Origin of the sequence: Avibacterium sp. 21-594, from assembly GCF_026226815.1 — a bacterium.
GTDB lineage: Bacteria > Pseudomonadota > Gammaproteobacteria > Enterobacterales > Pasteurellaceae > Avibacterium > Avibacterium avium.
Map to the genome: position 1 here is coordinate 2,311,653 of NZ_JAKKOC010000001.1, position 25,358 is coordinate 2,337,010.

Consider the following 25,358-nt stretch of genomic DNA (forward strand, 5'->3'; position numbering starts at 1 on the left):
TTTAAAAATCTTGTTTTCTCTTCTTTTGTTTGGTTAAAAAATAATCATTTAAACTTTATTAACTTTTCGTAACTTATCGTATCTAATCGCCTAAAAAATAAGCTATTTACTTTCCTAAATATCTGTTTATCTTGTGATATGGGCTAATTGTAGCCTTCTTAATTAAGAAGAAATTTGAGGCAAAAAATGAATATTCATAATGATATTAGGAAAGAGGTGCTTTCCCTTTTGGAAAATAATCTAGAGGGGATTAGCCGTTATTCTAATGGAGTTCCTAGAATTGCGGATTTAGATGCGGATTTGCCTCTGGTAGCTGTATTTATTGATGATGCGAATGCAGATCAAAGTGTAATAGGCTATCAGGAATGGCACGCTGGTTTAAATATTGTTTCTTACTTGCCTTTTGAGGTCGGTGAAGCTGGCCTAGATGCACTTTCTGAAAAAATTTATAACCTTATCTTAAAGCACGCTTTTGAAAATCTTTCAATAAAATTTGCTCGTAGTTATGACTATGATTTTGATACCACCAGCAATGTATGGATTTCTTCAGCTATTGCTTTTGATATTACATATAAATTTGAACAAATTAATAATTTTGAGGAATAAAAACTATGTTTAAAAAGTTATTAGAACTTCGCCAACAAAAAGCACAACACGCGGCAGAAATGCGCGCTTTGTTGGAAAAGGCAGAAAAAGAAAATCGTTCACTGAACGAAGAAGAAATCGGTCAGTTTGATAAGCTGAAAGAGTTAGTTAAACAGATGTCTGATGAAATCGCCCGCTATGAAGCGGTGGCCGATGAAGAACGCAGTCAAAAAGGTGAGCCAGTAGAAACCCGCAATAAAGCCCAATTTACCAATGATGAATTACGTCATTACATTAAAACGGGTGAATTGCGTTCTAATCTTTCCACTACGGCAAATGATGATGGCGGCTATTCCGTGATCCCACAATTAGACAAAGAAGTGATGAAACGCTTAACAGATGATAGCGTAATGCGTCAGATTGCTAATGTGGTGCGTTTGCCTGTTGGTGCGAAAGAATATAAGAAATTGGTTTCTGCTGGCGGTGCGGTAGTGAACCACGGTGAAGAAGGTCAAGCGCGCACAGGCACGAACACCCCGAAATTAAATGAAGTTACTATCGCATTAAATCCAATCTATGCTTACCCGAAAACAACCCAAGAGATTTTAGATTTTTCTTCTATTGATGTGTTGGGCTGGCTGACTGAAGAAATTAGTGAGAGCTTCACCGAGACGGAAGAAGTTGATTTAACTTCTGGTGATGGCGACAAGAAAGCAAAAGGGCTATTAGCTTATACCCGTTCTACGGCGAATGATAAAGCCCGCACTTTTGGCGAGTTGCAGAAGTTAGAAGTAACCAGTGCAGACAAAATCACGGCTGATGCGCTAATTGATTTATTCTACACCTTGCATAGCAAATACCGTAAAAATGCGGTTTGGGTAATGAGTTCAAGCATTGCGGCCACATTGCAGAAATTGAAAAATAAAAATGGTGATTTTATTTGGCGTGATGGTTTAACTGTTGATGCACCAAGTACTTTATTGGGTCGCCCTGTTTATTATTTGGAAACAATGCCAACAGGTGGCGCAAATCAGGCAGTGCTTGCTTTTGGTGATTTTAAACGAGGTTATTATATAGTGGATCACGAAACAGGCGTACGTACTCGCCCAGACAATATCACCGAACCGGGCTTTTATAAAGTTCACACGGATAAATATTTGGGCGGTGGCGTGGTGGATAGTAACGCCATCAAGTTTATTGAAACAACAGCATAACCAATCAGAGGGGCATTCAGCCCCTTTTTTGTCAGTAGGTAGATTATGAATAAAGATTTTGAAATCCGTTCATCTGATATTCAAGCGCAAGATAAAAAGCTGGTTGGCTATGTGGTGCAATGGAATAGCCCAAGTGAATTAATCTGGGGGGATTTTGTTGAACAGTTCGCACCGAATGCTTTTGCAGCGAGTTTAGCCAGTGGCCAAGATGTGCGGGCGTTATTTGAACACGATCACACTAAGCTACTTGGGCGAACCAGTGCCGGCACGTTGAAACTGGAAGAAGATGCCGTTGGATTGCGCTTTGAGCTTACTCCGCCAGACACCACGTTAGGGCGTGATTTATTAGTTAGTGTAGAACGTGGCGATATTTCAGGAATGTCTTTTGGCTTTTATGCCAAGGCGGAAGCGTGGGATTTTGAAGCCACGCCGTGCTTGAGAACGGTCAATAGTGCGGAATTAGTGGAAATCACTGTAACCAGCATTCCCGCTTATCCTGAAAGCAATGTGCAGATTGCCAGCCGTTCAATGGCGCAAGCCAAAGCAAAAATGCAACAAAAAAGCGCCGCACTTTTATCTTATTGGGCTGATTTAGCGGGGTTATAAGATGTGGCCATTTAAACGCAAGACAGAACAACGTAGCCAGCCTTTGGGAATTGATGAGTTGATTTCCTATTTGGGCGTATCAAATACGTCAGCGGGTGAATTTGTTAGCCCACAGACAGCGGAAGCCTTGCCTGCAGTAATGAATGCCGTTACCGTGATTGCGGAAGCGGTGGCGTCAATGCCGTGCTATTTGTATCAATTAAAGCAAGATGGGCGTGAGCGTGTTTTCGATCACCCTGTTGATTATTTATTGAATGAAATGCCGAACCGCAATCAAACGCCGTATCAATTCAAATATACCCTAATGCGCCATTGTTTACTAAATGGGAATGCTTATGCCGTGATTGAGTGGAATAAGCAGGGTGAGCCAGTCAGCCTTACGCCTTATCAGCCTAGTGCAGTGAATATTTTACGCACCCCAAAAGGTGAGCATATTTATCAAATCACCGATTTAGAGGGCAAGACAAAGAACTATTTGCAAGATGAAGTGTTGCATTTACGCCATTCTTCACTTGACGGCTTTATGGGGCGTTCTCCTATTGCTATTTGTCGTGAAACCGTTGGCTTAGGCATTGCGCAACAGAAACACGGTGCGGCAGTAATGAAAAACGGTTTAATGGCAAGCGGACTTATCACAACGGCAGAATGGCTAGATGAAGCCAAAGGGCAAAAAGCCTTAAAAGCCCTAGAGCGTTACAAAGGGGCAAAAAATGCGGGTAAAACACCGGTGCTTGAAGGCTCAATGGAATATAAGCAGTTAGGAATGACGAACCAAGATGCGGAATGGTTAGCAAGCCGTACGTTTACGATTTCCGATATTGCGCGCATTTACAATATCAGCCCAATCTTTTTGCAAGATTATTCCAATAGTAGCTATTCCAATTTTAGCGAAGCAAGCCGTGCATTTTTGTCGCAAACCTTGCGCCCGTGGCTGACTAACTTTGAACAACAGTTAAAAGATGCGCTGATGGTGGACGTTAGCCGCCAAAGCAAGCAACGTTATTTAATTGAATTTGATACCAGTGATTTATTGCGAACCAGTCAAAACGATCGCTTCAATAGTTACGACACGGCCATTAAAGCCGGCATTATGAACCCTAATGAAGTGCGCAGACGTGAGGGGCTTTCGCCTTATGTTGGCGGTGATGAATTTAGCCAAGCGTGGAAACAGACTGTAGAAGTGAAAAAAGGTGGTAACAATGGCGAGAATGATTAGAGCCGGGAAATATAACAAAGTGATCACCTTGCAAGCGCGCAATCACGAGAAAGAAAAGCAGTTCAATCCTTATGGTGGCAATAAAACATTTTGGGAAGATGTGGCAACGGTGCGGGCAAGTATTGAACCCTTGCAAGGGCGCGAATATTTTAGTGGACCATTTCAATTAGGTGAAAATATTATCCGCGTGCGCATTCGTTATTTGCCCAATGTAACAAGAAAAATGCGGGTGAAATATGGTGATCAACATTGGGATATTTATTCAGTAATCGACAGCAAGGACGAACACAGAGAACTACAGTTAATGTGTAAGGAAGGGGAAGCTTATGGCGAGCGTTGATCTTGTTATTTCGCTAGAGGAAATCAAAGCACACTTGAACATAATGGAAGATTTTGATCTTGATGATGACTTGTTAGAACGTTATGCCGTGGTATCAATCGAAGTGGCACAACGTCATATAGGGAAAACTTTTGCGGAAGAAGAAAGCGCAACCACAATCCCTTTTTATCCCACAATCAAAGTGGGCTGCTTGATGTATATTGCGCACCTTTACACTAACAGGGAAATCACCACGGATATTAATCAAACGATTGTGCCAATGACAATCAAATCCCTGTGGGAAGTGTACCGCGAACCCTGTATCTATTAAGGTGATGTTATGCCTTATCAACCTTTAAAGCGTTGTTCTTTCCCTGGTTGTCGTAATCGCGTGAAATCTGGCAGATGTGAAGAACACCAGACCAAACCAAAGGACAATCGCCCAAGCAGTAGCGCAAGAGGCTACGATCACAAATGGAGCAAATACCGCACGCAATACTTAAAGCATAACCCTTTATGTGTGATGTGCTTAGCAAAGGGACTACATACACCCGCGACAGTGATAGACCATATCAAGCCCGTAGAGAATGGACAGGCTGATCCGCTCTTCTGGGTAGCAAGCAACCATCAAGCCTTATGCCGTGATTGCCATAGCTACAAGACAAGAGTAATAGACAAGCGAGGATTTGGGGCGAAGAAGTAAGTTGTGGTGATATAACCACAATGCAAATCTGCATTCTGATAACCATAACTATTTCAACCGTGGGCATATGCCCACAGTTCATTCAGTTGTTGCCATATGGTAACAACTAAACCAGCTCAAAATTGGTCTCGTTGATTAAATTGGACGAAATCCAGAAATGGATTTTGCGAAGCTCAATTTTGAGCTTTGTTTTAAAAACAATGAGATAGACAGGGTAGGGGGAGTTTTCAAAAGAAAAGCCGAAAGCCGTAGAACCGCCCGCCCCCTCAAATTTTTATGCGCAGTGATTTTTTTGAAAATAAGGAAAACAATGAATAAACGAAAAAGCTATAAAGCACCTGAATTTTTAGATGAGATCGCTAAATCACAATGGAAAGCACGCATTAAGCAACTTTCAGAACGTGGCGATATTAAACCTGAAGATTTAACCAACCTTGAAATTTATTGCGAAAACTACGCAATTTGGCGTCATTCTGTGGCAGATTTAGCGAAAAATGGCTTCATTATTGTTAATTCTCAAGGCACGCAATCACGCAACCCCGCACTTTCTGCAAAATCAGATGCGGAAAAAGTGATGATTAAAATGTCTTCCTTGCTAGGTTTCGATCCTGTTAGTCGTCGTAAAAATCCAGTGGAAACGGAAGAAACGGACGCCATTGATGAAATCTTGGTGATGTAAATGCCGTGGCGTCGTTATGCTGAGCAAGTGCAGAACGGGGAAATTATCGCTTGCCAGAAAATCAAACAAGCCGTAGCCCGTTATTTTGCGGATTTAAGCAACCCTGATTATTTCTTTGATGAAAGTGCGGTGCAAAAATTTCTCGCTTTTTCTCGCTTATGCCCACACGTAAAAGGGCATTTAAGAGGACAGCCGATAGAATTATCTGATTGGCAAATCTTTCTTTTTGCTAATCTATTGGGCTTTAAACGCAAAGATACAGGCTTGCGTAAATACCGTTCCGCTTATGTACAAGTGGCAAGGAAAAATGCGAAATCTACCGTTGCGGCCGTATTGTCGAATTGGTTTCTGATTATGGAAAAAGGGCAACAAGACATTTACACTGCGGCCGTAAGCCGTGATCAGGCGCGTATTGTTTTTGATGACGCACGCCAAATGTGCTTGCTTTCTACACCATTGAAAAAGCGGATCAGCATTCTACAGCATAAACTGATCAACCCCAAGAACAATAGCTTAATGCGCCCACTGGCAGCGAAATCTAGCACCATTGAAGGAACTAACCCAAGCCTTGCTATTGTTGATGAATATCACCTACACGCAGATAACAGCGTTTATAGCGCCTTAGATCTTGGGCAAGGTGCAAGACCAGAAGGGCTATTATTTGCCATCACCACCGCAGGCAGTAACACCATTTCAGCGTGCAAACAGCATTATGACTATTGCGCCCAAATTCTGGCAGGCAATGAACAGAATGACAGCTTGTTTATTCTGATTTTTGAATTGGACGACGAAAGCGAAATTGACCAGCCCGAAAATTGGATCAAAGCTAACCCCAATATTAATAAATCCATTCCGCAACTTGATTTTGAGAACACCATTAAAAAAGCCCGTGGCATACCGTCCGAATGGGTGGAAATGCTCACTAAACGCTTTAATGTTTGGTGCCAAGGACAAACACCGTGGCTAAGTGAAGGCAGTTGGGCGCAGTGCAAGCGTGATTACAGCGAACAAGATTTACTTCACCAAGATTGCTATATGGGCTTGGATCTCTCTTCAACCAACGATTTAACCAGTATTTGCTACACCTTCCCACAAGAAAAGAAAGTGCGGTTGATAACGCGCCATTATCTGCCCGAATATCAGCTTAACAATGTGGCCAACAAAAACCGCGCTATCTATCGCCAATGGGTGCGCCAAGGTTGGCTAAGAGTAACAGAGGGGGATTGTATCGATTATGACAAAATCCGTGATGATATTTTAAAAGATGCCGAACAATTCAACATCAAAATGATTGGCTTTGATGTTTGGAATGCCACACACCTAAGAACCCAGCTACAAGCGGCAGGGCTAGAAGTTGAAGCCTTCCCACAAACCTATCAACGCTTTAGCCCCGTGGCAAAATCAACGGAAGTCTTAATCAATCGTCAAGTGATAGAACACAACGGCGACCCAGTGCTTGCTTGGGCATTGTCTAACGTCGTAATGGAAACCGACGCAAACGCCAATATCAAGCCGAATAAGAAAAAGGCAGCCAATAAAATTGACCCAGCGATCGCCTTCTTGATGTCTTTTGGCACTTATCAACTTGAATATGGTGATGTGATTTTTGAACTATCCAACGAACATCAACAGGCATTAGAACAATTTAACGGAATAGATTTATAGATGAACAATGAATTAATTTACCTGCTGATTTATAGCGGCGCAATGTATTATTTCTTTTATTATTGGAGTAAATAGAATGGGAAATTTTAGCAAAGAAATTGAAAAGTTTATGCGTAAAGCAAAAAATGCCTTAAATAATGAGAACGGCAAAGCAATGCGGAAAGGATTAAATGCAGGGGCAAAGGTTTATAAAGATATTGTTAAGCCGATTATTCCCGTATTAAGTAAAAGCACGGATTTCCGCAGAAAGAACACCTTAAAAAATAACTTAAGACATAAAACAACGATTGCCAGAGATAAAGAAAGCGGAAAGGCTATCATCAGGATCAGACGAACAAAAGGGCGAAAAATGGCAAGCATTCACGCTAATACGAGAGATAAAACAGATCCGTTCTACTGGTTTCTTGTTGATCGCGGAACAAGCAAAATGAGAGGGGCAAACTTTATGGAACAAGGAAAGAGATTAGGTGAAAAGCGTGCGTTAGAAGCAGCGAAAAATAAATACTTTGAAGAAATGAAAAAGTTTATGCGCTAGATAGGAGTACGCCCTCAATTCTGAGGGCGTTTTAGGTTGGGACACCTATACCGTATTGCCTATTTGTCATTGCAAATCTACGGGCGTTATTTCTTTCCAAAAATAACGAAGTTATTATATCATACCCACTCAATAAATAAACTCACCGCAATCAATCGCCATTCAACTTTTAGCGATAAATTGCATTCAATCAAACGCGCCTAGGCTGATCACCGAAAACAAGCCCCCTTAGCTTGCTGGCGTGTTTCCATTCATAAAGGAAAATGCGAAAGGGGCATTTATGACTGATTTTGCAAAAATAAATGAAGAACTTGGTGAAAAATACTTGCTTGAATATTTAATTGGCGTATGTAAAAAAGCATATGCTACTAATGGGCGTTTAATATCTTTTGATCGCGTCTTAGAAAACCAATTAAATTTTGAAAAGAAATTTATGCGCGAAATTTATATGGGGGAAGCGATTGAAAATAATACTTTTATTCCATTTGAAAAACGAAGCATTAGTGAATTAATGGCAGAAATGCTAGATAAATGTTTAGAATTTATCAATTCAAAAAATAATAACGATCTAAAAATTACAGATGAGCAATTCATTAGAGAGATTTTTTCATATTCTATGAATGCCATTATGGAGTTCAATCAATTAAAAGAAGAAGCAAGTGTTTACGCGAAAGTAGATAGAAAAATAAAAGGGAAATCACCAAAAGCCAAGAAAAATGACCAAATCAAAGCCGAAGAATGGGCTAAGGATGTGTGGGCAAATCACCCCAAAACAACGATCGAGCAAATGGCAATAGATATAAAAGATAAATTAGATCTTACTCAAAGCATTGATACGATTAAACGCTGGATTAGACCGCTTAAACCTAAAATATAATCTCTTTTAGGTTACAAAAGTAACTTATCGCATTATATAAGTTACTTTTAACATTACATAAGCAACTTATGTTATTTGAGCAAATTCAAAAATCCCTTCTAATACCCCTCGTAACGTTACGAACCCGATAAATAGTTCAACAAACGAGAGGTATTTTTTTATGAACCAATCACAAACCCAATCTAAAAAACTCATTTCAGGCAAAGAAGTTACTGCCTTTATTGGCTTTGGCCGCACGAAATTGAATGAGCTAGTTAAAGCAAATCAATTCCCACAGCCGATCCGCTTTTCACAAAATTTTATCCGCTGGGACTTAGATGAAGTGAATGCCTGGATTGAAGAACAGAAATCAGCACGTTCTGGCAACCAAACCGAAATTGGTTTGGTTGAATAACGATGATCAATATAAAGGGAAATATGAGCACGCAAGGCGCAGACAGAGCAAAGCAAACCGTATCAAGTGGCATTAAATTCTTTTTATGTTGTGGTGGCTTAGCACTATTAGCGGTTGCCTGTGCTTTTGGTTATCACCTAATTAAATAAAACGCAGGCAAGAAAAAACGCCACAAGGATCACCCTAGCGGCGTTATTTCCCACTTCAAGGATCGCCCTAGAAGTGAATGCATTAACCATCACGTCAATTTTACAGAAAAGAACTCGATACAGCTCACTGCCGTATATCTTTCTGAACTAAACTCAAAGGATATTCTATGAATTTAATTCAAAATAATTTTATCAAATGTGAAAATAATTCACAATTAAAAAACTTTACAACCGCCATAAATTTATCGTATTTTAATACCGCACTTTCAAACAGTGCCGAGCCTGAGAACTCGAACGATAAAACATTGGCGTATAGTAACACGCCTATTAATGCGTGTTTTTTTATGCGTAGCACAAACACACCCAAAGAAAGCGTTATGCAAATTTGCACAACGGCATTTCTCTCTATGGTGGCGTGTTATGGGAAAGGTTTCGCCCTTTGCTGTGTTCCAATGTTCGCAGTTTCTCAGCCCGTAACACGTTACCGCCCAAGCCTGAGAACTTTAGCGGTAACTTCTAGAATAATTAACATTGGAGTTACAGCAATGATCTATCTATTCAAAGCCGTAAGCCGTTCAGACTTACGCAATACCAAAAAACATCTTTCCTCTTTCCCTCGCTATACCGTACGCATAAATGCCGACAGTATCGATCAAGCCACCGCACAAGTTGCCCCATTTTTTGTGATCTTGGGGGTGAAAAATGCGTAATCTCTCTATTACCCCAAATATCAAACAAGAATTTATGTTAGCGCGCTTTTCTGAACTGGAAGCCCTGATTTACTTATTAAAAAGCCACATAGAAAGCCAATACAGCCAGAGCGATTTAACGCTAGTGAATGGTTTTAATTTACTGGCAGAAGGTGCATTAATGGATTTATATCAAGCGATCACCCTTGAGCAAGAACAAACAGACAACAAAGCGGAGGTGAGTAATGACTAAACCAAACAAAACCACACAAGATCAACATTATTTGCAAGCACAATCCCGCTTATGGGAAGCCTACACTATTATTTTAATGGCAAGTAATGCGAATGAAATGGATATTACTGATATGCAAACCGCTTTGCGTGGTGCATTGGTATTAATGGATCAAGGTCTAGAGCATTTAGGGGAGGTATAGAGATGAGTAAGCCAACCTTAACAATTAGCCATTTCCCACAATGGAAACGCCAAGGCGAGCTAATCAAACAAGCTAACCGTAAATGCTTTGAGAATTTCCCTGATGATTTCCACCATAAAATTCAAATGAAAAAGGAAAGTCAAGCTCTGCTAGAGGGGCTTGCACAAGGGCGAGAATTGCTACTTGAGCTAATTAATAATCAAGAACTGAACACCACTCAGCAAGCGAAGAATAAAGCCTTTAAGCGTTCAACCAAGTTTTTAATTGGGCTTCTAATGACCGTAGTGGCGGACGTGGAAAAGCTAGAAATAGAACGAATGGAAAGCGAGAAATTGGCGGAGGGCAACAAATGAAAAAATTCATTAAAAATGCACCGCACTTAAAAGAGCCGTGGAATAAACACGCCTTTGACTTGCTTGTTTTGGTTGGTTCTCGCGCTTGGCAAGCGTGGGACAAAGGAGCAGGCATAGAATGGCGTAATATCGCTGATGGTTTGCAAATTTCACCTTTTAAAACTGCAGGGGGAGAAATCCCCCGCTATGAGCAAAAGCCCGTGATTTTAGGGGATAATCAGTTAGCCGAGTTGACTAGTTGGCATATTGCGACCGATGAACAGCGTTCAATAAAACTCATTCAATGCGGAGAACTTTCTCAAGAAAAAATCACCGCACTTTGCTTACACCTTGCCACCACCACAAAAGCCGAAATTGTAGAATTAGTGGATAGTGTAACCTTAACCTTGAATGAAAATTTAAGCGGTTATATTCAACGCCTGCGAGAACAAGGCGAAGAAGCAGAAACCGCGAAAATTATCGCACAGGCAAGCGAAGTTGATGCGGTAACAGTGAAAGATAAATCAGCAACGAGCGAAAAATCTCGTGCGTTCAAGCAGTGGTTAGGATTGGATTTAGCTTTACAACGTGGCAGCCGTGAAATCTATGCCTATAATGGCAGTATTTGGGAAGCATTGGACGATGAAACGCTAGAAGAAAAAGCCGTAGAATTTTTTGAGGCAAATCAACTTTTATATAGTGATGTGACTGTTTTAAGGCTGATCAACACCTTAAAAATGCAATTACCTAAAATGCTTGATCCAGCTTCTACATTGATTTATTTCAAAAATGGCACGTTAAACCGCAATGATTTAACCTTTGAGCATATTAAACGTGAAAATTTTGTCATTTCTCACCTTGATTGCGATTACACGGGCAAGCCCGAGCTAACACCACACTTTGATAACTGGCTGGAATTTGTGGCCAACGGCAATGAGCAGAAGAAAACCAATATTCTTGCGGGGCTTTATGCCATTTTAACTAACCGCTACGATTGGCAACTATTTCTTGAAGTAACAGGCGATGGGGGAAGTGGTAAATCTGTTTTTGCCAAAATCGCTACAATGCTAGTGGGCAACAATAGCACTAGCCAAGGACGTTTAGAGGATATGGACGACCCAAGGGGGCGAGAGAATTTTATCAATAAAAATCTGATCATCAGCTCTGAACAATCTCGCTATGGCGGTGATGGTTCTGGATTAAAGAGCATTACAGGGGGCGATCCCGTTAGTATCAACCCGAAATATAGAAAACCCTTTGATGCGGTTATTCAAGCAATTGTGATGATAGTCAATAACGAAGCCACTCGATTTACAGAACGTTGCGGGGGGATTGATAGACGGCGTGTTATTTATCACTTTGATCGCGTTGTGCCTAATGAACAAAGAGATCCGCAACTATTATCAAAGATTGAGCAAGAAATTAGTGGCGTGGTTTATCAGCTTATCCAACGATTTAAAGACCCAATGGACGCAAAACGGGCTTTATATAATCAGCAGACAAGCCAAGAGGCACTAGAAATCAAAGCACAAACCGATCATATCACGGAATTTTGTGGGTATTTCATTACTAGCGAAAAATGCGACGGGCTTTTTATTGGCAATGCAAGAATGATTGGACGAGAAACAACGCACCTTTATCCCGCCTATTTAGGTTTTACGAGCGCTTTAGATATAAATTCATTAAATCTGAATAATTTTTCAAGTTCGCTCAAGCAAGGATTGAAACAACACGGCAATCAATTTGACTATTTAAAGCGAAAAACAAAATCAGGCTATCAAACTAACGTACATCATAAAGACATAGAGGAATTTATAAAAACCTATTTAAAATAAATACTTATAAACAATTAAAGGGCGTAAATGCCCTTTTTTTGTTGGGTGCATAGGTGAACACTTGGTGAATATGGGTGTTCACCCTTTAACTAATTGAAATATAATAGAAAAAAAGGAAAAATGGCGAGGTGAACACCCTTTTGAAAAAAAACTTTCTTCGATTAAAATTTCTTTTCACACGCTTCAACATAATCGCCCCAAATTTGCATAACTATTTTTCTTTGCTCAAGGTAATCAGAACGGTTATAAGCACGCCTAACTTGATCTTTAATGCCGTGAGAAAGACAAGCCTCAATGACATCAGGCGAAATCATCGGCTCATACTCATTCAGATAAGTGCTACCAATTGAGCGCAATCCGTGGCCCGTTAGTTTATTTTTGTAACCTAAATCAACAAGGGCTTTATTCACGGTTTGGCTATTCATTGGCTTGTTTGGCGTTCTTGCACTTTGAAAAACATATTGCGCATTGCCAGTAAATTCTTGCATTACATTCAGCACCTGCTGGGCTTGGGTAGAAAGTGGCACTGTATGCGCTTTTCTGGTTTTCATTTTTTCTGCGGGGATAGCCCACAACGATTTAGCCAAATCAATTTCAGCCCATTCTGCGCTACTGGCTTCAATTGGCCGCGTCATTGTTAAAAGCTGGAATTTGATTAAGCAGCGAGTAAATAGCGTCATCTTTGAATTTTGTAGCTTATAAAGCAGCTCTGGCAATTCTTCAGGGCGAATAGTAGGATTATGCTCATTCTTGCCAAAATTAAACACCGCATTAACGTTAGCGCAAGGATTAAAAGGCAATAAGCCATAGTTCACGGCATAATTTAAAATCTCGTTTATTAAGCGAATAGTGCGCTTTAGTGTATCGCCTTTGCCTTGGTGGCTTAATGGCTCAAGGGATTTAATCACCACATTAGGCAGCACTTCAGCAATGGGCAAATGTCCGAGCAAAGGGAAAACATAAGTTTCCAAGCGTCGCCAATTCTTCTTCAAGGTGATAGGCTCAATTTCTAATGCTTTTTTCTCTTTCCACTTTTCAGCTACAGACAAAAAACTGTTCTCTATTTGATCATTGATAGCCTGTTCTTCTTCCTTGGCTTTCTCTTGCGGATCGATACCTTGAGCAAGTAGCGCTCGAAATTCTTCACGCTTAGCGCGAGCCTGGGCTAGGGTAATGCTTGGATAAACTCCAATCGTAAAAGTAGTTCTCTTTTTCGTAACTGGATGATAATAATTAAATAGCCAAGCCTTAGCGCCAGTAGGCTTAACTCTTAAAATAAGCCCGTTACCGTCGGTTAAGTTATACTCTTTATTTTTGATTTTAGCCTTATCTATTTCTGTGTTCGTGAGTGGCTTCGTGATGCGTGGCATAAGCATTCCTCGTAGTTGTAGTAACAAGATTTTTTGGGAAATATTTTAAAGTGTAGCATCTTGTTACTAAACTTGTTACTAAAATCCGCGCCTTAACTCAATTAGCTACGATTAGTTGCGATAGGTGAAATGCGATAAACCCTTGAAATTACAGGCATTAAAAAAGCCTTTCGAGTGGTTGCGAAAGGCTTAGTTAAGTGTTTTGGTGCTCTGAGCGAGACTTGAACTCGCACGTCCTATGGACACTACCCCCTCAAGATAGCGTGTCTACCAATTCCACCATCAGAGCAAAATTCGGTTTAAATTATTGTGGGATATCTGAGTTTTGTTTTTCTTCTACTTTTGGTTGCTGTTCTTGAATTTTTTCAGCAACTTGTGAAAGATTATCAAATTTCCCTGTTTCAACGTTATTTCTGTGAGAATTAATATTCGCAATAGCAATACTTACAACGAAGAAAACAATCGCTAAAATAGCGGTGGTTTTAGTTAAAAAATTACCTGCACCACTTGCACCAAATACTGTACCCGATGCACCGCCACCGAATGATGCGCCTGCATTTGCACCTTTACCTTGTTGGATTAAAATAAAACCAATAAGGACAACGGAAACCACTAAGTAGATAATTAACAGTGCTTGATACATTATTTCTTCTCTTGTTCTTGAATAGCAAATTTAACGCGCGAATATTAGCGAATATTACAATGACACGCAAGGGATTTTCAGCAAAAAATGGTTAGTTGTTTTAATTGTAAGCAAATTTTTCTGTTTTGCTGAAAAGTGCAGCGAAAAATTTACGATTTTTTTACCGCACTTTTGCGTTTGTAACCTTTGTTAGCTGTCTTGGTGGCCATTTGTCTTGAAAGTATGCCGAGCTGTCGTAATGCATCAAAATTGGTATAACTGAGCATTTCAGGCAGGGATTGCACCAATTCGTGCATAAATTGATGATAACTCAGCGCTTTTTGGCTAATGCTGTTGAGCTGTGCTTCCCAGTGGGCGGTCATATCTGGTAGTGTGGCGATGTCAGGCAGGGCTTGAATTAAAATTCGTCCTGTTTCGGTGCTATGAATATGACGCCCTTTTTTATAAACAAAACCACGCTTAAATAGCAGTTCAATAATGCTGGCACGCGTGGCTTCTGTACCTAAACCATCGGTTTCGCGTAAGATTTTTTTTAACGCTTTATCTTGTACAAAACGCGCGATCCCAGTCATAGCGGAAAGCAGTGTCGCATCTGAAAAGGGTTTTGGCGGTTGCGTTTTTTTACTCAGAATTTCGCCTTTTTCACAGAATAATTCTTGCCCTTTTTTTACTTCAGGCAGCAAGGGTTCAGCGTTATTTTGCTCATCATTTTCTTTGCCCCACAGTTCTTTCCAGCCTGCCGCTTGTAAATTGCTCGCTGCCGCAACAAATTTCCCCCCTGAAATATTTAAGGTGATTTTACAACGGCGGTATTCCGCATCTGCGCAGAATTGGGCGAGATATTGACGCGCGATAAGCTGATAAATATTGCGTTCCATTTGCGTCAGATTGACAGGCCGATTTTTTGCTGTTGGGATAATTGCGTGGTGCGCTTCCACCTTTTTATCATTCCAGCAACGGTTTCGCTGTTCAGGATTGATAATAGTCGGTAACGGCTGATAATCGGGCGCGTGAATGGAAATGGCATTCATCACTTTATGGCGTTCAGCGAAATGTTCTTCGGGCAAATAACGGCAATCGGAACGCGGGTAAGTAATCAAGCGGTGCGTTTCATATAAGCGCTGGCAAGTATCCAACACTTCTTGCGCTGAAAGCCCGTAGCGTTTTGCCGCATCAATTTGCAAGGCGGAAAGGGAATAAGGCAAGGGCGCGGTTTCTTTTTCGCGTTTGTCTTGATAATCCGTTACCGTTGCAGGCTGGCCTGTAATGCGCTTCACCACATTTTCCGCTAAGGCGCGGGAAAGCACACGGCCGTCTTCATCTTGATAATCTTCGCACGCTTTACTTGGCTGCCAAAGTGCGGTGAATTTTTGCGGAATTTCTTCCTTGGTTTGCACAAAAGCCTGCACTTCAAAATAATCTTTCGGCTGGAAATTTTCAATTTCTAGATCACGGCGAACGATTAAGCCCAGCACAGGCGTTTGCACGCGTCCTACCGAAAGCACGCCACGATAGCCCACATTCTGTCCACGCTTAGTGTAAGAACGCGTCATATTGATACCATACAGCCAATCCGCTCTGGTGCGCGCCAGCGCAGAGGTGGCAAGAGGGATAAAGTTTTGATTCGATTGTAATTTTTTTACCGCTTTTTGTACCGCACTTGGGTTTAAATCGCTAATTAAGCAGCGTTGAATTTGGGCTTTTTTCTCAGCAGAAAGATTGGCGTAGCTAAACACTTCGTCCACCAATAATTGCCCTTCACGATCAGGGTCGCCTGCATTGATAAGTTGATCGGCTTGATGAATCAGCTTTATTACCGTATCTAGCTGTTTTTTCACTGATTTTTTGGGGATAAGCAGCCATTTTTGCGGCACGATAGGTAAATCTTCCACGCGCCAAGTTTTGAATTTGGGATCGTAAGCGTCAGGTTCGGCTTGTTCTAACAGATGACCAACGCACCAAGTGACACAATCATTTTCACCACAGCGAATAAAACCATCACCGCGCTGATGAGGTTTGGGTAACACATCAGCAATGGCGCGGGCAAGGCTAGGTTTCTCGGCTATAAATAATCGCATAGGGGACAACATCAATCATCTAAAACAAAGTTCGGCATTCTAACACAGATTTGATTATTCCCAATTTATTAATTTTTCGTTAGAATGTCGCCACTTATTAACATTGAGGATAAAAATTATGTTTGGAAAAGGTGGCTTAGGCAGCTTGATGAAACAAGCTCAACAAATGCAAGATCGTATGCAAAAAATGCAAGAAGAAATTGCACAGTTGGAAGTAACAGGCGAATCAGGCGCAGGCTTGGTAAAAATCACCGTGAATGGCGCGCATAATTGTCGCCGCATTGAAATCGATCCTTCGCTAATGGAAGACGATAAAGAAATGCTCGAAGATCTTATCGCGGCGGCATTCAATGATGCGGTTCGTCGTGCAGAAGAATTGCAAAAAGAAAAAATGGCATCTGTTACCGCAGGAATGTCATTACCCCCTGGCTTTAAAATGCCATTCTAAATTTTCCCTAATTTTGCACCGCACTTCGTTTCTTATTAAAAATCAAAGTGCGGTGTGTTTTTTGTTTATTTTTAGGCAAAACAATGCAAACAAGCCCATTATTAGAAAATCTTATTGACGCATTACGTTGTTTACCTGGTGTTGGCCCGAAATCTGCACAACGAATGGCGTATCATTTATTGCAACGAGATCGCAGTGGTGGAATGGATCTCGCCCGTGCATTAACCGCCGCAATGTCGCAAATTGGCCATTGCGAACAGTGCCGAACCTTTACGGAAGAAGAAGTTTGCACCATTTGCAATAATCCACGCCGTCAAAACACAGGCTTGCTTTGTGTGGTAGAGCAGCCTTCCGACATTCAAGCCATTGAACAAACAGGGCAATTTTCAGGACGTTATTTTGTCTTAATGGGGCATCTTTCCCCGTTAGACGGCATTGGCCCAAGAGAAATCGGCTTAGATTTACTAAACAAACGCCTACAAAATGAAGCCTTTCGTGAAGTGATCCTTGCCACCAACCCAACGGTAGAAGGTGAAGCAACCGCCAATTACATCGCAGAACTTTGTATGCAACAAAATATTAAAGTAACCCGCATTGCGCACGGTATTCCTGTCGGCGGCGAGTTAGAAACCGTGGATAGCAACACCCTCGGGCATTCTTTCTCAGGGCGGAGAGAGATTCAGTATTAGGAAAATAGATATTTTTATCTACGATGCCCAAGAAAAATAACAGAAAAAGCACCGCACTTTAAAAATAATGCCCTTATAATAGGGCATCATTTTTATGTCTTAATTTTTATTCTTTAGCACTTTAATAGCAGCATAAAAAATCACAATCAAAAAGAAATAGAAAATATTTCCTGAGTTATGGCTAAAGAAACTTTGTGAAAAATTATAAAACATTGTAGATATAACGTGAATGATCCCCAAACTAGAAAGGCATAATAGTTCTGGATTATCTGTTTTTAAGTTGCTAATAAAAAAGCGTAAAGGAACAATAAAAACAAATAATAAGGCTATAAGTCCAATTAGCCCTTTTTTTACTGTATCATCAATAAATTGATTGTGGTTATGCACGAAACTTGCTGCATATTCACTAATAATGCCTTCTTTTGCAAGTTCTTGTTTTTTGTCGTAAATACCTTGTTTGCCCCAACCTAAAATAGGTTTTTCTTGAATCGCAATCCAAGAGGCTTTCCACATATCGAAACGTGCACCAACAGAAGTAGAAGTGTTTTCGCTACTCACATATTGCGTAATATCTGCTTTAGCCGCATTGATGCGATCAATAATGCCTCCCGTGTTGGTGAGAGAAACAATAACAACAAATGTTGAAATTGCAGAAAATAGGATAGGAAAGAAATATTTAGGCAGTTTTTTGCGATAAATATATAAGGTGAAAGCCAGTATAAATGGTACACCAATCCAGCCACCACGAGCTGTGGATAAAATGCTTCCTAACATTCCCATTAATGCGCAGAATAATATGAATAGGGCAAATTTCTTATTTTTATTTGTCCAAAAATATAGACTAATACAAATTGAAAAAACACCTAAGCTCATAGCCATATCACCACCTTGAATATGCATAACATTACTATATGCTTGTTCATACCCAAGATAAAAACGCTGAATAAGTGCAATAACTCCAGCTAATAAGGCAGAGAAAGGAATAACTTTTATTAAAATATGAAAGCTAAGTTTGTAATTAACTAATAATGGAATGATTGGTAAGAATAGCAAAATGCGACTAGGATTATCTAATTCGTTTAATTTTCCGTGATGGAATAATACAGAAAATGCAAGTGTTGCAAAGTAGAAAAGATAACTGAACGCTAATGTCTTTTGTTCGTTATTAAATTTAAAGATATTTTTTCTTTCTTTACTTGTTATAAAAAGAATCAGTGCTGCTAAAATGAGTAAGGCGGGAGCAATGTTATAGCTACGCTTAAAAAGAAAGATGGATAAAAAATAAATTGAAACAGCAGTGTTTACAAATAAATAACCAAAAGAATAACGTTTATTAAGCATAAATCATAACCCAAATGAAAAATTCTGGGTTTAAGTATGCGTGAAAATGGTTAAGATTGCTAGTGCTGCGGTAAAAATTAGGCTGACGTTGTGTCAGCCTTAAGTTTATCTCAAAAACGCAGGAATATTTTTCTCATATTCTGCAATGGCGTTTTCGTGTTGGAGGGTGAGTCCGATGTTGTCTAAGCCATTTAATAGGCAGTGGCGGCGGAATTCGTCTAGTTCAAAGGGGTAGACTTTTTCACCTACGGTTACGGTCATTTTTTCTAAGTCTACATCAATGCTCGCCCCTTGATTTGCCCACACCCATTGGAAGATTTCTTCGATTTCTTCTTCGCTTAAACGGATGGGTAACATATGGTTGTTCAAGCTGTTGTTATAGAAAATATCCGCAAAACTTGGGGCGATCATCACTTTGAAACCATAATCTGCCAATGCCCAAGGGGCGTGTTCGCGAGATGAGCCGCAGCCAAGATTTTTGCGTGCCAATAAAATGCTTGCCCCTTGATATTGCGGGTAGTTCAGCACAAAATCAGGATTAGGCTGCGTGCCTGCTGCATCGAGATAACGCCATTCGTGGAATAAATGCTTGCCAAACCCTACGCGGGTGATAGCTTGTAAAAATTGTTTTGGGATAATGGCATCGGTATCTACATTTGCCACATCTAAAGGCACAACAATGCCTGAATGCTGTTTAAAGCCTGCCATAATTTCTCCTTAAAGTAATTCCACTTGACGAATATCAACAAATTTGCCGAACACTGCCGCCGCCGCCGCCATTGCGGGGCTAACTAAGTGTGTGCGTCCGTTACGCCCTTGACGCCCCTCAAAGTTACGGTTGCTGGTGGAAGCACAACGTTCCCATTCGCCTAATTGGTCATCATTCATTCCTAAACACATTGAACAACCGGGGTTACGCCATTCAGCCCCTGCTTCAATAAAGATTTTATCTAAGCCCTCTTTTTCGGCCTGTTCTTTAACAAGACCCGATCCTGGAACAACCAACACGCGTTTTACGTTATCGGCAACTTTACGCCCTTTCATCACTGCGGCGGCAGCACGTAAGTCTTCAATACGCGAGTTAGTGCAAGAGCCGATAAAAACTTGATCAACAGGGATTTGAGTTAAATCCGCATTAGCTTCTAACCCAATATAAGCTAAGGCTTTTTCGGCAGAGGCGCGTACCACTGGATCATTCATTTCAGCGGGATTTGGTACGGTTTGATCAATGCCGATTACTTGCCCCGGGTTCGTTCCCCAAGTTACCTGTGGTGAAATATCTTTCGCGTCTAATACGATTACCGTATCAAATTCTGCGCCCTCATCGGTTTTCAAGGTTTTCCAATAAGCCACCGCATCGTCCCAATCTTTGCCTTTCGGCGCATAAGGGCGGCCTTTCAAGTATTCAAAAGTCGTTTCATCTGGCGCGATTAATCCTGCTTTTGCGCCAAGTTCAATGGCCATATTGCAGACGGTCATTCTTCCTTCCATAGAAAGATCACGAATGGCTTCACCGCAAAATTCTACAACGTGTCCTGTGCCACCTGCCATTGTGGTTTTGCCGATAATGGCAAGCACAATGTCTTTTGCCGTAATTCCTGGGGCTACTTTGCCACGCACTTCAATTTTCATATTTTTAGCACGGTTTTGTTTTAAGGTTTGGGTAGCAAGAACGTGTTCCACTTCTGATGTACCAATCCCAAACGCTAATGCGCCAAATGCCCCATGCGTTGCAGTGTGGGAATCCCCACAGACGATAGTCATTCCTGGTAAGGTTAAACCTTGCTCTGGCCCCATAACGTGAACGATACCTTGTTGCTTGGTGTTCATATCGAACAATTCAATTCCTGTATTGGCACAGTTTTTGGCAAGTTCTAATACTTGGATTTTGGCTTGTCCCTCTAATTTATTCACATCACGCACTTGTGTTGAAATGCTGTGATCCATTGTGCCGAAAGTTTTACCCACTTGACGCACTTGGCGATTGGCAACACGCAATCCGTCAAAGGCTTGCGGGCTGGTTACTTCGTGAATTAAATGGCGATTGATGTATAAAATCGGCGTTTCGCCTGCTGATTCGTAAACGATGTGGGCATCGAATAATTTGTCGTATAGGGTTTTTTTCATATTTATTACTCGTTTTGTGAACCTACTTTTTTGCTTGTGCAAAAAAGTAGGCAAAAAAGCACACCCTGCTGTTTTGCTTTTCCTCGCTTAGAATGAATTTTCTTAACGGAAAATTTAGAACTCGGCACTTTGTGCCTCAGACAAACTAAATGTTCCTAAAAATTCATTCACACTCGGGCAAAACAGAAGGGAACCCGAAGGTGCGCTATTCTTATTTTGGTTAAATTAAAAGAGAGTGAGTATCTCATTTCTCCCCCTCATATATAGAGGGGGCTAGGGGGAGATTTTTAAATCTCAGCCACAATAAGATCCCCCATTTCTTCTGTTGAAACAGGCGCGCTTTCATCTGCAAGATCTGCGGTGCGGTAGCCATTTTCTAGCACTTTTTTCACCGCACTTTCTATTGCGGTGGCGGCGTCATTGAGATCAAAGCTATAACGCAACATCATCGCAGCTGAAAGAATTTGTGCTATTGGGTTGGCGATGCCTTTGCCGGCGATGTCAGGGGCTGAGCCGCCTGCGGGTTCGTATAAACCGAAACCTTGTTCGTTTAGACTGGCGGAAGGAAGCATTCCCATTGATCCCGTGATCATTGCACACTCATCAGAAATAATGTCGCCGAAAATATTTGAGCAGAGCAACACATCAAAAAATTCAGGTTGTTTGATTAATTGCATTGTAGCGTTATCAATATAGATATGATCCAATCTTACTTCAGGATAGCCTTTTGCCACTTCTTCCACCACATCACGCCATAGGGTAGAGCTGATCAACACGTTGGCTTTATCCACTGAAGTAACGTGTTTAGTGCGTTTCATTGCGGTTTCAAAGGCCACTTTGGCGATACGCTCAATTTCATAGCGGTGATAGATTTCCGTATCATAGGCTTTTTCGTTTTTCCCTTCGCCCTCACGGCCTTTAGGCTGACCGAAATAGATCCCGCCGGTTAATTCACGCACCGTTACCATATCAAAGCCTTTTGCCGCAATATCTGCACGCAATGGGCAGAATTTTTCTAAGCCTTTGTATAGGGTTGCAGGGCGTAAGTTGCAAAATAGAGCAAAGTGTTTACGCAACGGTAATAACGCGCCACGTTCAGGTTGTTGATTTGGTGGTAAGTTTTCCCATTTAGGCCCTCCCACTGAACCAAATAAAATCGCATCGCTTTCTTCGCAGCCTTTTAAAGTTTCTGCTGGCAATGGCGTGCCGTGTTTATCAATGGCGATACCGCCCACATCAAAATGGCGAAAGTTAAGTTGAAAACCGTATTTTTGCTGTACAGCATCAAGCACTTTAAGGGCTTCAGCCATAATTTCTGGGCCAATGCCATCGCCACTTAATACGGCAACATTATAATTTTTCATCACATCACTCCTTAATTGATTGCATTTTTGCTTAATTTTAAATTTTCTACTTTATGCGAGCGGTAGATCGCATTAATGGCGTGGATAAGCGCACGCGCTGAAGATTCCACAATATCCGTTGCCAAGCCCACACCGTGGAAACGGCGTCCTTTATGTTCTACCACAATATCCACTTGACCGAGCGCTTCTGCGCCTTCCCCTTTCGCGGTTAAGTTATAGTTCAACATTTTTAAATCAATATTGGTGATTTTCAAGATAGCATTAAATACTGCGTCCACAGGGCCATTACCGCCGCTGGATACTTGGCTTAATTTATCACCGTCTAGCTCCACTTGCACAAAGGCGGAAGCAGGCAAATGGCTGATCATTTGTGAAGTAATTACGTCTAAGGTTAAGCGATCTTCATCGCCTTGCTGCATATCAATAAAAGCAAGGGCTTCTAAGTCATAATCGAACACTTGACCTTTTTTATCTGCAAGTTTTAAGAAAGCTTCGTATAATTTATCCAAATCATATTCATTTTCTTGATAACCCATTGAATCCATATGATTTTTCACCGCGGCACGGCCAGAGCGAGCAGTCAAATTCAATTTTTCTTTCTTCAAGCCAATGGTTTCTGGCGACATAATTTCATAGGTGTTTTTATTTTTCACCATACCGTCTTGGTGAATACCCGAAGAATGGGCGAAAGCATTCGAGCCGACAATGGCTTTATTTGGCTGAATTGGCATATTGCATAATTGGCTAACCATTTGGCTGACGCGGTGAATTTCCTGCGTATTAATGCGCGTATCCACGCCAAACAAGGCTTGACGTGTTTTAATCGCCATTACCACTTCTTCCAACGCCGTGTTACCCGCACGCTCACCGATGCCATTTACCGTACATTCAATTTGTCGCGCGCCATTTTGCACCGCAGTTAAAGAATTTGCCGTTGCCATACCCAAATCATTGTGGCAATGCACAGAAATCACCGCTTTATCAATATTCGGCACACGGTTCATTACATTGGCGATAATATTGCCGTATTCCATCGGCAAGCAATAACCCACGGTATCAGGAATATTCACTGTGGTCGCCCCAGCTTGAATTGCAGCTTCCACAATACGACAAATATTATCGATACCCGTACGCCCTGCATCTTCGCAAGAAAACTCCACATCATCGGTATAACGGCGCGCACGTTTTACGGCGTTAATCGCCATTTCTACCACATCATCAAACGTGCGGCGTAATTTAGCTTCAACGTGCAAGGCGGAAGTGGCAATGAAAGTATGAATACGAAAGGCTTCTGCCACTTTTAATGCTTCTGCCGCCACATCAATATCTTTATCTACTGCGCGCGATAAGGCACAAACTCGGCTATTTTTAATGTTTTCTGCAATAGTGCGGACGGATTCAAAATCCCCCGCGGAAGACACAGGAAAACCCACTTCCATTACGTCCACGCCAAGACGCTCAAGGGCAAAAGCGATTTGTAATTTTTCTTTTACTGTCAAACTGGCTTTCAACGCTTGTTCACCATCGCGTAAGGTGGTGTCAAAGATAATCACTTGATCTTGCATAATCTGTCCTTTCATTTTGAAGATATAAAAAAACCCGCCTAAAAAGTGCGGGTCAAATTTGGGAAGTTTTTACTTTGGTGTTTTTCATCCACAAGCTAGCCGCACAAAAACTGTGAGAGAAGCAGGTGGAGTGAGAGCAAAACACGAGTAAACATAAAACATAATCCTTCTTGAAAACGAGTTTTATCTTACTCGTTAAAAAGAAACTGTCAAACAAAATTTTAGCATTTTTATCCAAAGTAAACGATTTACAAGAATTTGAATTAGATTAATACACTGTTATTTTGAGAATAAAAAGATAAATATTTTGGTTTGGTCAAAAAGTTTACTTTTTTATACCGCACTTTTTTAGAAATGGCGTGGATAAAATTTATTTTACTCGATCTTTCAAATTGCAGGGTATCTATCAAAAACAAACAAAAATAATTTATAATGGTATTGATAACTAATATCATTTAGATTATTATGCTTTTGAGTTTACTCTCGTACATATCTGTATTAACCCTAAATGGAAGGAATAACAATGTCTAAGAAATTTACCTTAACTTTTATTAGTTTAGCCATTGCGCATACTTTTGCAGCTGGCTCAGCCTTGGCAAATGAAGATGTTTTAGATGAAATTCTTGTCTCTGAACACCAAGGTAAGAAAATCGAAACGAATGTTGTCACATTGAGTGAAATGAATGAAAGCACCGCAACGGATATTCGTTCTTTGTTATCTAAAGAACCTTCCATTGATATCGGGGCAGGAAACGGAACATCACAATTTTTGACTTTGCGTGGAATGGGGCAAAATTCTGTTGACATCAAGGTTGATAATGCTTATTCAGATAGCCAAATACTTTATCACCAAGGCCGTTTTATTATAGATCCGTCATTGCTTAAAAGTATTTCTGTACAAAAAGGGGCAGGTTCTGCCAGTGCAGGGATTGGTGCAACGAATGGGGCGATTATTACCAAAACTGTTGATGCGTTAGATCTTTTAGGGAATAGTGAACGGAATTTTGGGGCTAAAATTAGTACCGGCTATTCAACCAATGATGGATATACTTATGGCTCAACACTTTTTGGTAAATTTGGACATTTTGATGGCTTAGTATCTTATACCAGAGTAAACGATCACGATTATCAACCGGGTAAAGGTTATACTAACTATAATGGTGGAAAAACCGTGCCTTACAGCGGATTAGATAAACGTAGCTATTTAATCAAATTAGGCGCAACCTTTGATAACCACCGTTTTGTACTTAGCCACTTGCAAGATCAACATCGTGGCGTGCGAGCGGTAAGAGAAGAATTTACCGTGGGAACAAACCCGCGCTTAAGTTTGGCTCGCCAAGCACCTGCCTACCGCGAAACCACCCTACAAAATACCAATTTTGAATGGACAGCGAAAAATTTGGGCTTTGTGAGCGAATTAACTGCAAATGCTTATTTAATGAAAAATAAACGTTATTCTGCAGATGATAGCGGTTGTGGCTATTGCGGAAATATTGAAGGA

The 25,358-nt window shown here is 40.9% G+C and carries 29 protein-coding genes and 1 tRNA gene; 21 read left to right on the forward strand and 9 right to left on the reverse strand.

Going from position 1 to position 25,358, the window contains the following annotated elements; genetic code table 11:
* Window positions 1–186: 186 nt before the first annotated feature.
* The 18 genes from gpU (at window position 187) to L5B76_RS11185 (ending at window position 12,232) form a co-directional block, all read left to right on the forward strand.
* The gene (gene gpU / locus L5B76_RS11100; protein ID WP_265755469.1) at window positions 187–606 is read left to right on the forward strand and encodes a phage tail terminator protein; all 420 of its coding nucleotides are present in this window, start codon (window positions 187–189) and stop codon (window positions 604–606) included.
* Between the two features lie 5 nt (window positions 607–611).
* The gene (locus tag L5B76_RS11105; RefSeq protein WP_265755470.1) at window positions 612–1,799 is read left to right on the forward strand and encodes a phage major capsid protein; all 1,188 of its coding nucleotides are present in this window, start codon (window positions 612–614) and stop codon (window positions 1,797–1,799) included.
* 45 nt (window positions 1,800–1,844) lie between these two features.
* On the forward strand, window positions 1,845–2,405 hold the full coding sequence (locus tag L5B76_RS11110) for an HK97 family phage prohead protease (RefSeq protein WP_265755471.1): 561 nt from the start codon (window positions 1,845–1,847) through the stop codon (window positions 2,403–2,405).
* Window position 2,406: 1 nt separating this feature from the next.
* A complete protein-coding gene (locus L5B76_RS11115) occupies window positions 2,407–3,621 on the forward strand; it encodes a phage portal protein (RefSeq protein ID WP_265755472.1) in 1,215 nt (404 codons plus the stop codon).
* Window positions 3,605–3,961 (forward strand): phage head closure protein, encoded by a 357-nt coding sequence (locus L5B76_RS11120; protein WP_265755473.1) that lies wholly within the window; start codon window positions 3,605–3,607, stop codon window positions 3,959–3,961. The genes L5B76_RS11115 and L5B76_RS11120 overlap by 17 nt, the downstream gene beginning before the upstream one ends.
* Entirely contained in the window at window positions 3,948–4,271 is a 324-nt protein-coding gene (locus L5B76_RS11125; protein WP_265755474.1) for a head-tail connector protein, read from the forward strand. Before L5B76_RS11120 ends, L5B76_RS11125 begins: the two co-directional genes overlap by 14 nt.
* Before the next feature lie 9 nt (window positions 4,272–4,280).
* Window positions 4,281–4,643: an HNH endonuclease gene (locus L5B76_RS11130; protein ID WP_065232357.1), complete on the forward strand. Its 363-nt coding sequence runs from the start codon at window positions 4,281–4,283 to the stop codon at window positions 4,641–4,643.
* Between the two features lie 310 nt (window positions 4,644–4,953).
* A complete protein-coding gene (locus L5B76_RS11135; protein ID WP_039083359.1) occupies window positions 4,954–5,322 on the forward strand; it encodes a phage terminase small subunit P27 family in 369 nt (122 codons plus the stop codon).
* Window positions 5,323–6,987, forward strand: a complete 1,665-nt coding sequence (locus L5B76_RS11140) for a terminase large subunit (protein WP_265755475.1) — start codon at window positions 5,323–5,325, stop codon at window positions 6,985–6,987.
* 76 nt (window positions 6,988–7,063) lie between these two features.
* Window positions 7,064–7,522, forward strand: coding sequence for an HK97-gp10 family putative phage morphogenesis protein (locus L5B76_RS11145; RefSeq protein WP_265755476.1), 459 nt, complete (start codon window positions 7,064–7,066; stop codon window positions 7,520–7,522).
* A 280-nt stretch (window positions 7,523–7,802) separates the two neighbouring features.
* The gene (locus L5B76_RS11150) at window positions 7,803–8,399 is read left to right on the forward strand and encodes a hypothetical protein (RefSeq protein ID WP_265755477.1); all 597 of its coding nucleotides are present in this window, start codon (window positions 7,803–7,805) and stop codon (window positions 8,397–8,399) included.
* Between the two features lie 160 nt (window positions 8,400–8,559).
* Window positions 8,560–8,793 (forward strand): helix-turn-helix transcriptional regulator, encoded by a 234-nt coding sequence (locus tag L5B76_RS11155; protein WP_265755478.1) that lies wholly within the window; start codon window positions 8,560–8,562, stop codon window positions 8,791–8,793.
* A gap of 23 nt (window positions 8,794–8,816) precedes the next feature.
* Window positions 8,817–8,942, forward strand: a complete 126-nt coding sequence (locus L5B76_RS11160) for a hypothetical protein (RefSeq protein WP_265755479.1) — start codon at window positions 8,817–8,819, stop codon at window positions 8,940–8,942.
* Window positions 8,943–9,319: 377 nt separating this feature from the next.
* Window positions 9,320–9,652 carry a host cell division inhibitor Icd-like protein gene (locus tag L5B76_RS11655; protein WP_442780782.1) on the forward strand — a complete coding sequence of 111 codons (333 nt, stop codon included), beginning with the start codon at window positions 9,320–9,322 and terminating at the stop codon, window positions 9,650–9,652.
* Window positions 9,645–9,884, forward strand: coding sequence for a hypothetical protein (locus tag L5B76_RS11170; protein WP_265755481.1), 240 nt, complete (start codon window positions 9,645–9,647; stop codon window positions 9,882–9,884). Before L5B76_RS11655 ends, L5B76_RS11170 begins: the two co-directional genes overlap by 8 nt.
* Window positions 9,877–10,065, forward strand: a complete 189-nt coding sequence (locus L5B76_RS11175; protein WP_265755482.1) for a hypothetical protein — start codon at window positions 9,877–9,879, stop codon at window positions 10,063–10,065. Before L5B76_RS11170 ends, L5B76_RS11175 begins: the two co-directional genes overlap by 8 nt.
* Before the next feature lie 2 nt (window positions 10,066–10,067).
* The gene (locus L5B76_RS11180; RefSeq protein WP_265755483.1) at window positions 10,068–10,418 is read left to right on the forward strand and encodes a hypothetical protein; all 351 of its coding nucleotides are present in this window, start codon (window positions 10,068–10,070) and stop codon (window positions 10,416–10,418) included.
* A complete protein-coding gene (locus L5B76_RS11185; RefSeq protein WP_265755484.1) occupies window positions 10,415–12,232 on the forward strand; it encodes a DNA primase family protein in 1,818 nt (605 codons plus the stop codon). Before L5B76_RS11180 ends, L5B76_RS11185 begins: the two co-directional genes overlap by 4 nt.
* Before the next feature lie 161 nt (window positions 12,233–12,393).
* Here L5B76_RS11185 and L5B76_RS11190 read toward each other — a convergent pair whose 3' ends face one another.
* The 4 genes from L5B76_RS11190 to L5B76_RS11205 form a co-directional block, all read right to left on the reverse strand.
* Window positions 12,394–13,602, reverse strand: a complete 1,209-nt coding sequence (locus L5B76_RS11190; protein WP_265755485.1) for an integrase arm-type DNA-binding domain-containing protein — start codon at window positions 13,600–13,602, stop codon at window positions 12,394–12,396.
* Between the two features lie 203 nt (window positions 13,603–13,805).
* Window positions 13,806–13,891, reverse strand: a tRNA-Leu gene (locus tag L5B76_RS11195).
* A 15-nt stretch (window positions 13,892–13,906) separates the two neighbouring features.
* Window positions 13,907–14,245 (reverse strand): preprotein translocase subunit SecG, encoded by a 339-nt coding sequence (secG, locus tag L5B76_RS11200; RefSeq protein ID WP_115249482.1) that lies wholly within the window; start codon window positions 14,243–14,245, stop codon window positions 13,907–13,909.
* Between the two features lie 149 nt (window positions 14,246–14,394).
* The gene (locus L5B76_RS11205; protein WP_265755486.1) at window positions 14,395–16,323 is read right to left on the reverse strand and encodes a DNA topoisomerase III; all 1,929 of its coding nucleotides are present in this window, start codon (window positions 16,321–16,323) and stop codon (window positions 14,395–14,397) included.
* 118 nt (window positions 16,324–16,441) lie between these two features.
* Between L5B76_RS11205 and L5B76_RS11210 the strand changes: the two genes are divergently transcribed.
* The gene (locus tag L5B76_RS11210; RefSeq protein WP_265755487.1) at window positions 16,442–16,771 is read left to right on the forward strand and encodes a YbaB/EbfC family nucleoid-associated protein; all 330 of its coding nucleotides are present in this window, start codon (window positions 16,442–16,444) and stop codon (window positions 16,769–16,771) included.
* A gap of 83 nt (window positions 16,772–16,854) precedes the next feature.
* Window positions 16,855–17,460, forward strand: a complete 606-nt coding sequence (recR, locus tag L5B76_RS11215) for a recombination mediator RecR (RefSeq protein WP_265755488.1) — start codon at window positions 16,855–16,857, stop codon at window positions 17,458–17,460.
* A 99-nt stretch (window positions 17,461–17,559) separates the two neighbouring features.
* Here recR and L5B76_RS11220 read toward each other — a convergent pair whose 3' ends face one another.
* From L5B76_RS11220 to leuA, 5 genes are all read right to left on the reverse strand, one after another.
* Entirely contained in the window at window positions 17,560–18,801 is a 1,242-nt protein-coding gene (locus L5B76_RS11220; RefSeq protein ID WP_115249483.1) for an O-antigen ligase family protein, read from the reverse strand.
* Window positions 18,802–18,906: 105 nt separating this feature from the next.
* Window positions 18,907–19,509, reverse strand: coding sequence for a 3-isopropylmalate dehydratase small subunit (leuD, locus tag L5B76_RS11225; RefSeq protein WP_115249484.1), 603 nt, complete (start codon window positions 19,507–19,509; stop codon window positions 18,907–18,909).
* A gap of 9 nt (window positions 19,510–19,518) precedes the next feature.
* The gene (leuC, locus tag L5B76_RS11230; RefSeq protein WP_265755489.1) at window positions 19,519–20,928 is read right to left on the reverse strand and encodes a 3-isopropylmalate dehydratase large subunit; all 1,410 of its coding nucleotides are present in this window, start codon (window positions 20,926–20,928) and stop codon (window positions 19,519–19,521) included.
* A gap of 287 nt (window positions 20,929–21,215) precedes the next feature.
* The gene (gene leuB / locus L5B76_RS11235) at window positions 21,216–22,292 is read right to left on the reverse strand and encodes a 3-isopropylmalate dehydrogenase (RefSeq protein WP_265755490.1); all 1,077 of its coding nucleotides are present in this window, start codon (window positions 22,290–22,292) and stop codon (window positions 21,216–21,218) included.
* 11 nt (window positions 22,293–22,303) lie between these two features.
* On the reverse strand, window positions 22,304–23,857 hold the full coding sequence (gene leuA / locus L5B76_RS11240) for a 2-isopropylmalate synthase (RefSeq protein WP_265755491.1): 1,554 nt from the start codon (window positions 23,855–23,857) through the stop codon (window positions 22,304–22,306).
* A gap of 523 nt (window positions 23,858–24,380) precedes the next feature.
* Between leuA and L5B76_RS11245 the strand changes: the two genes are divergently transcribed.
* Window positions 24,381–25,358: TonB-dependent receptor plug domain-containing protein (locus tag L5B76_RS11245; RefSeq protein WP_265755492.1), on the forward strand; the 978-nt coding region annotated here is incomplete at its 3' end.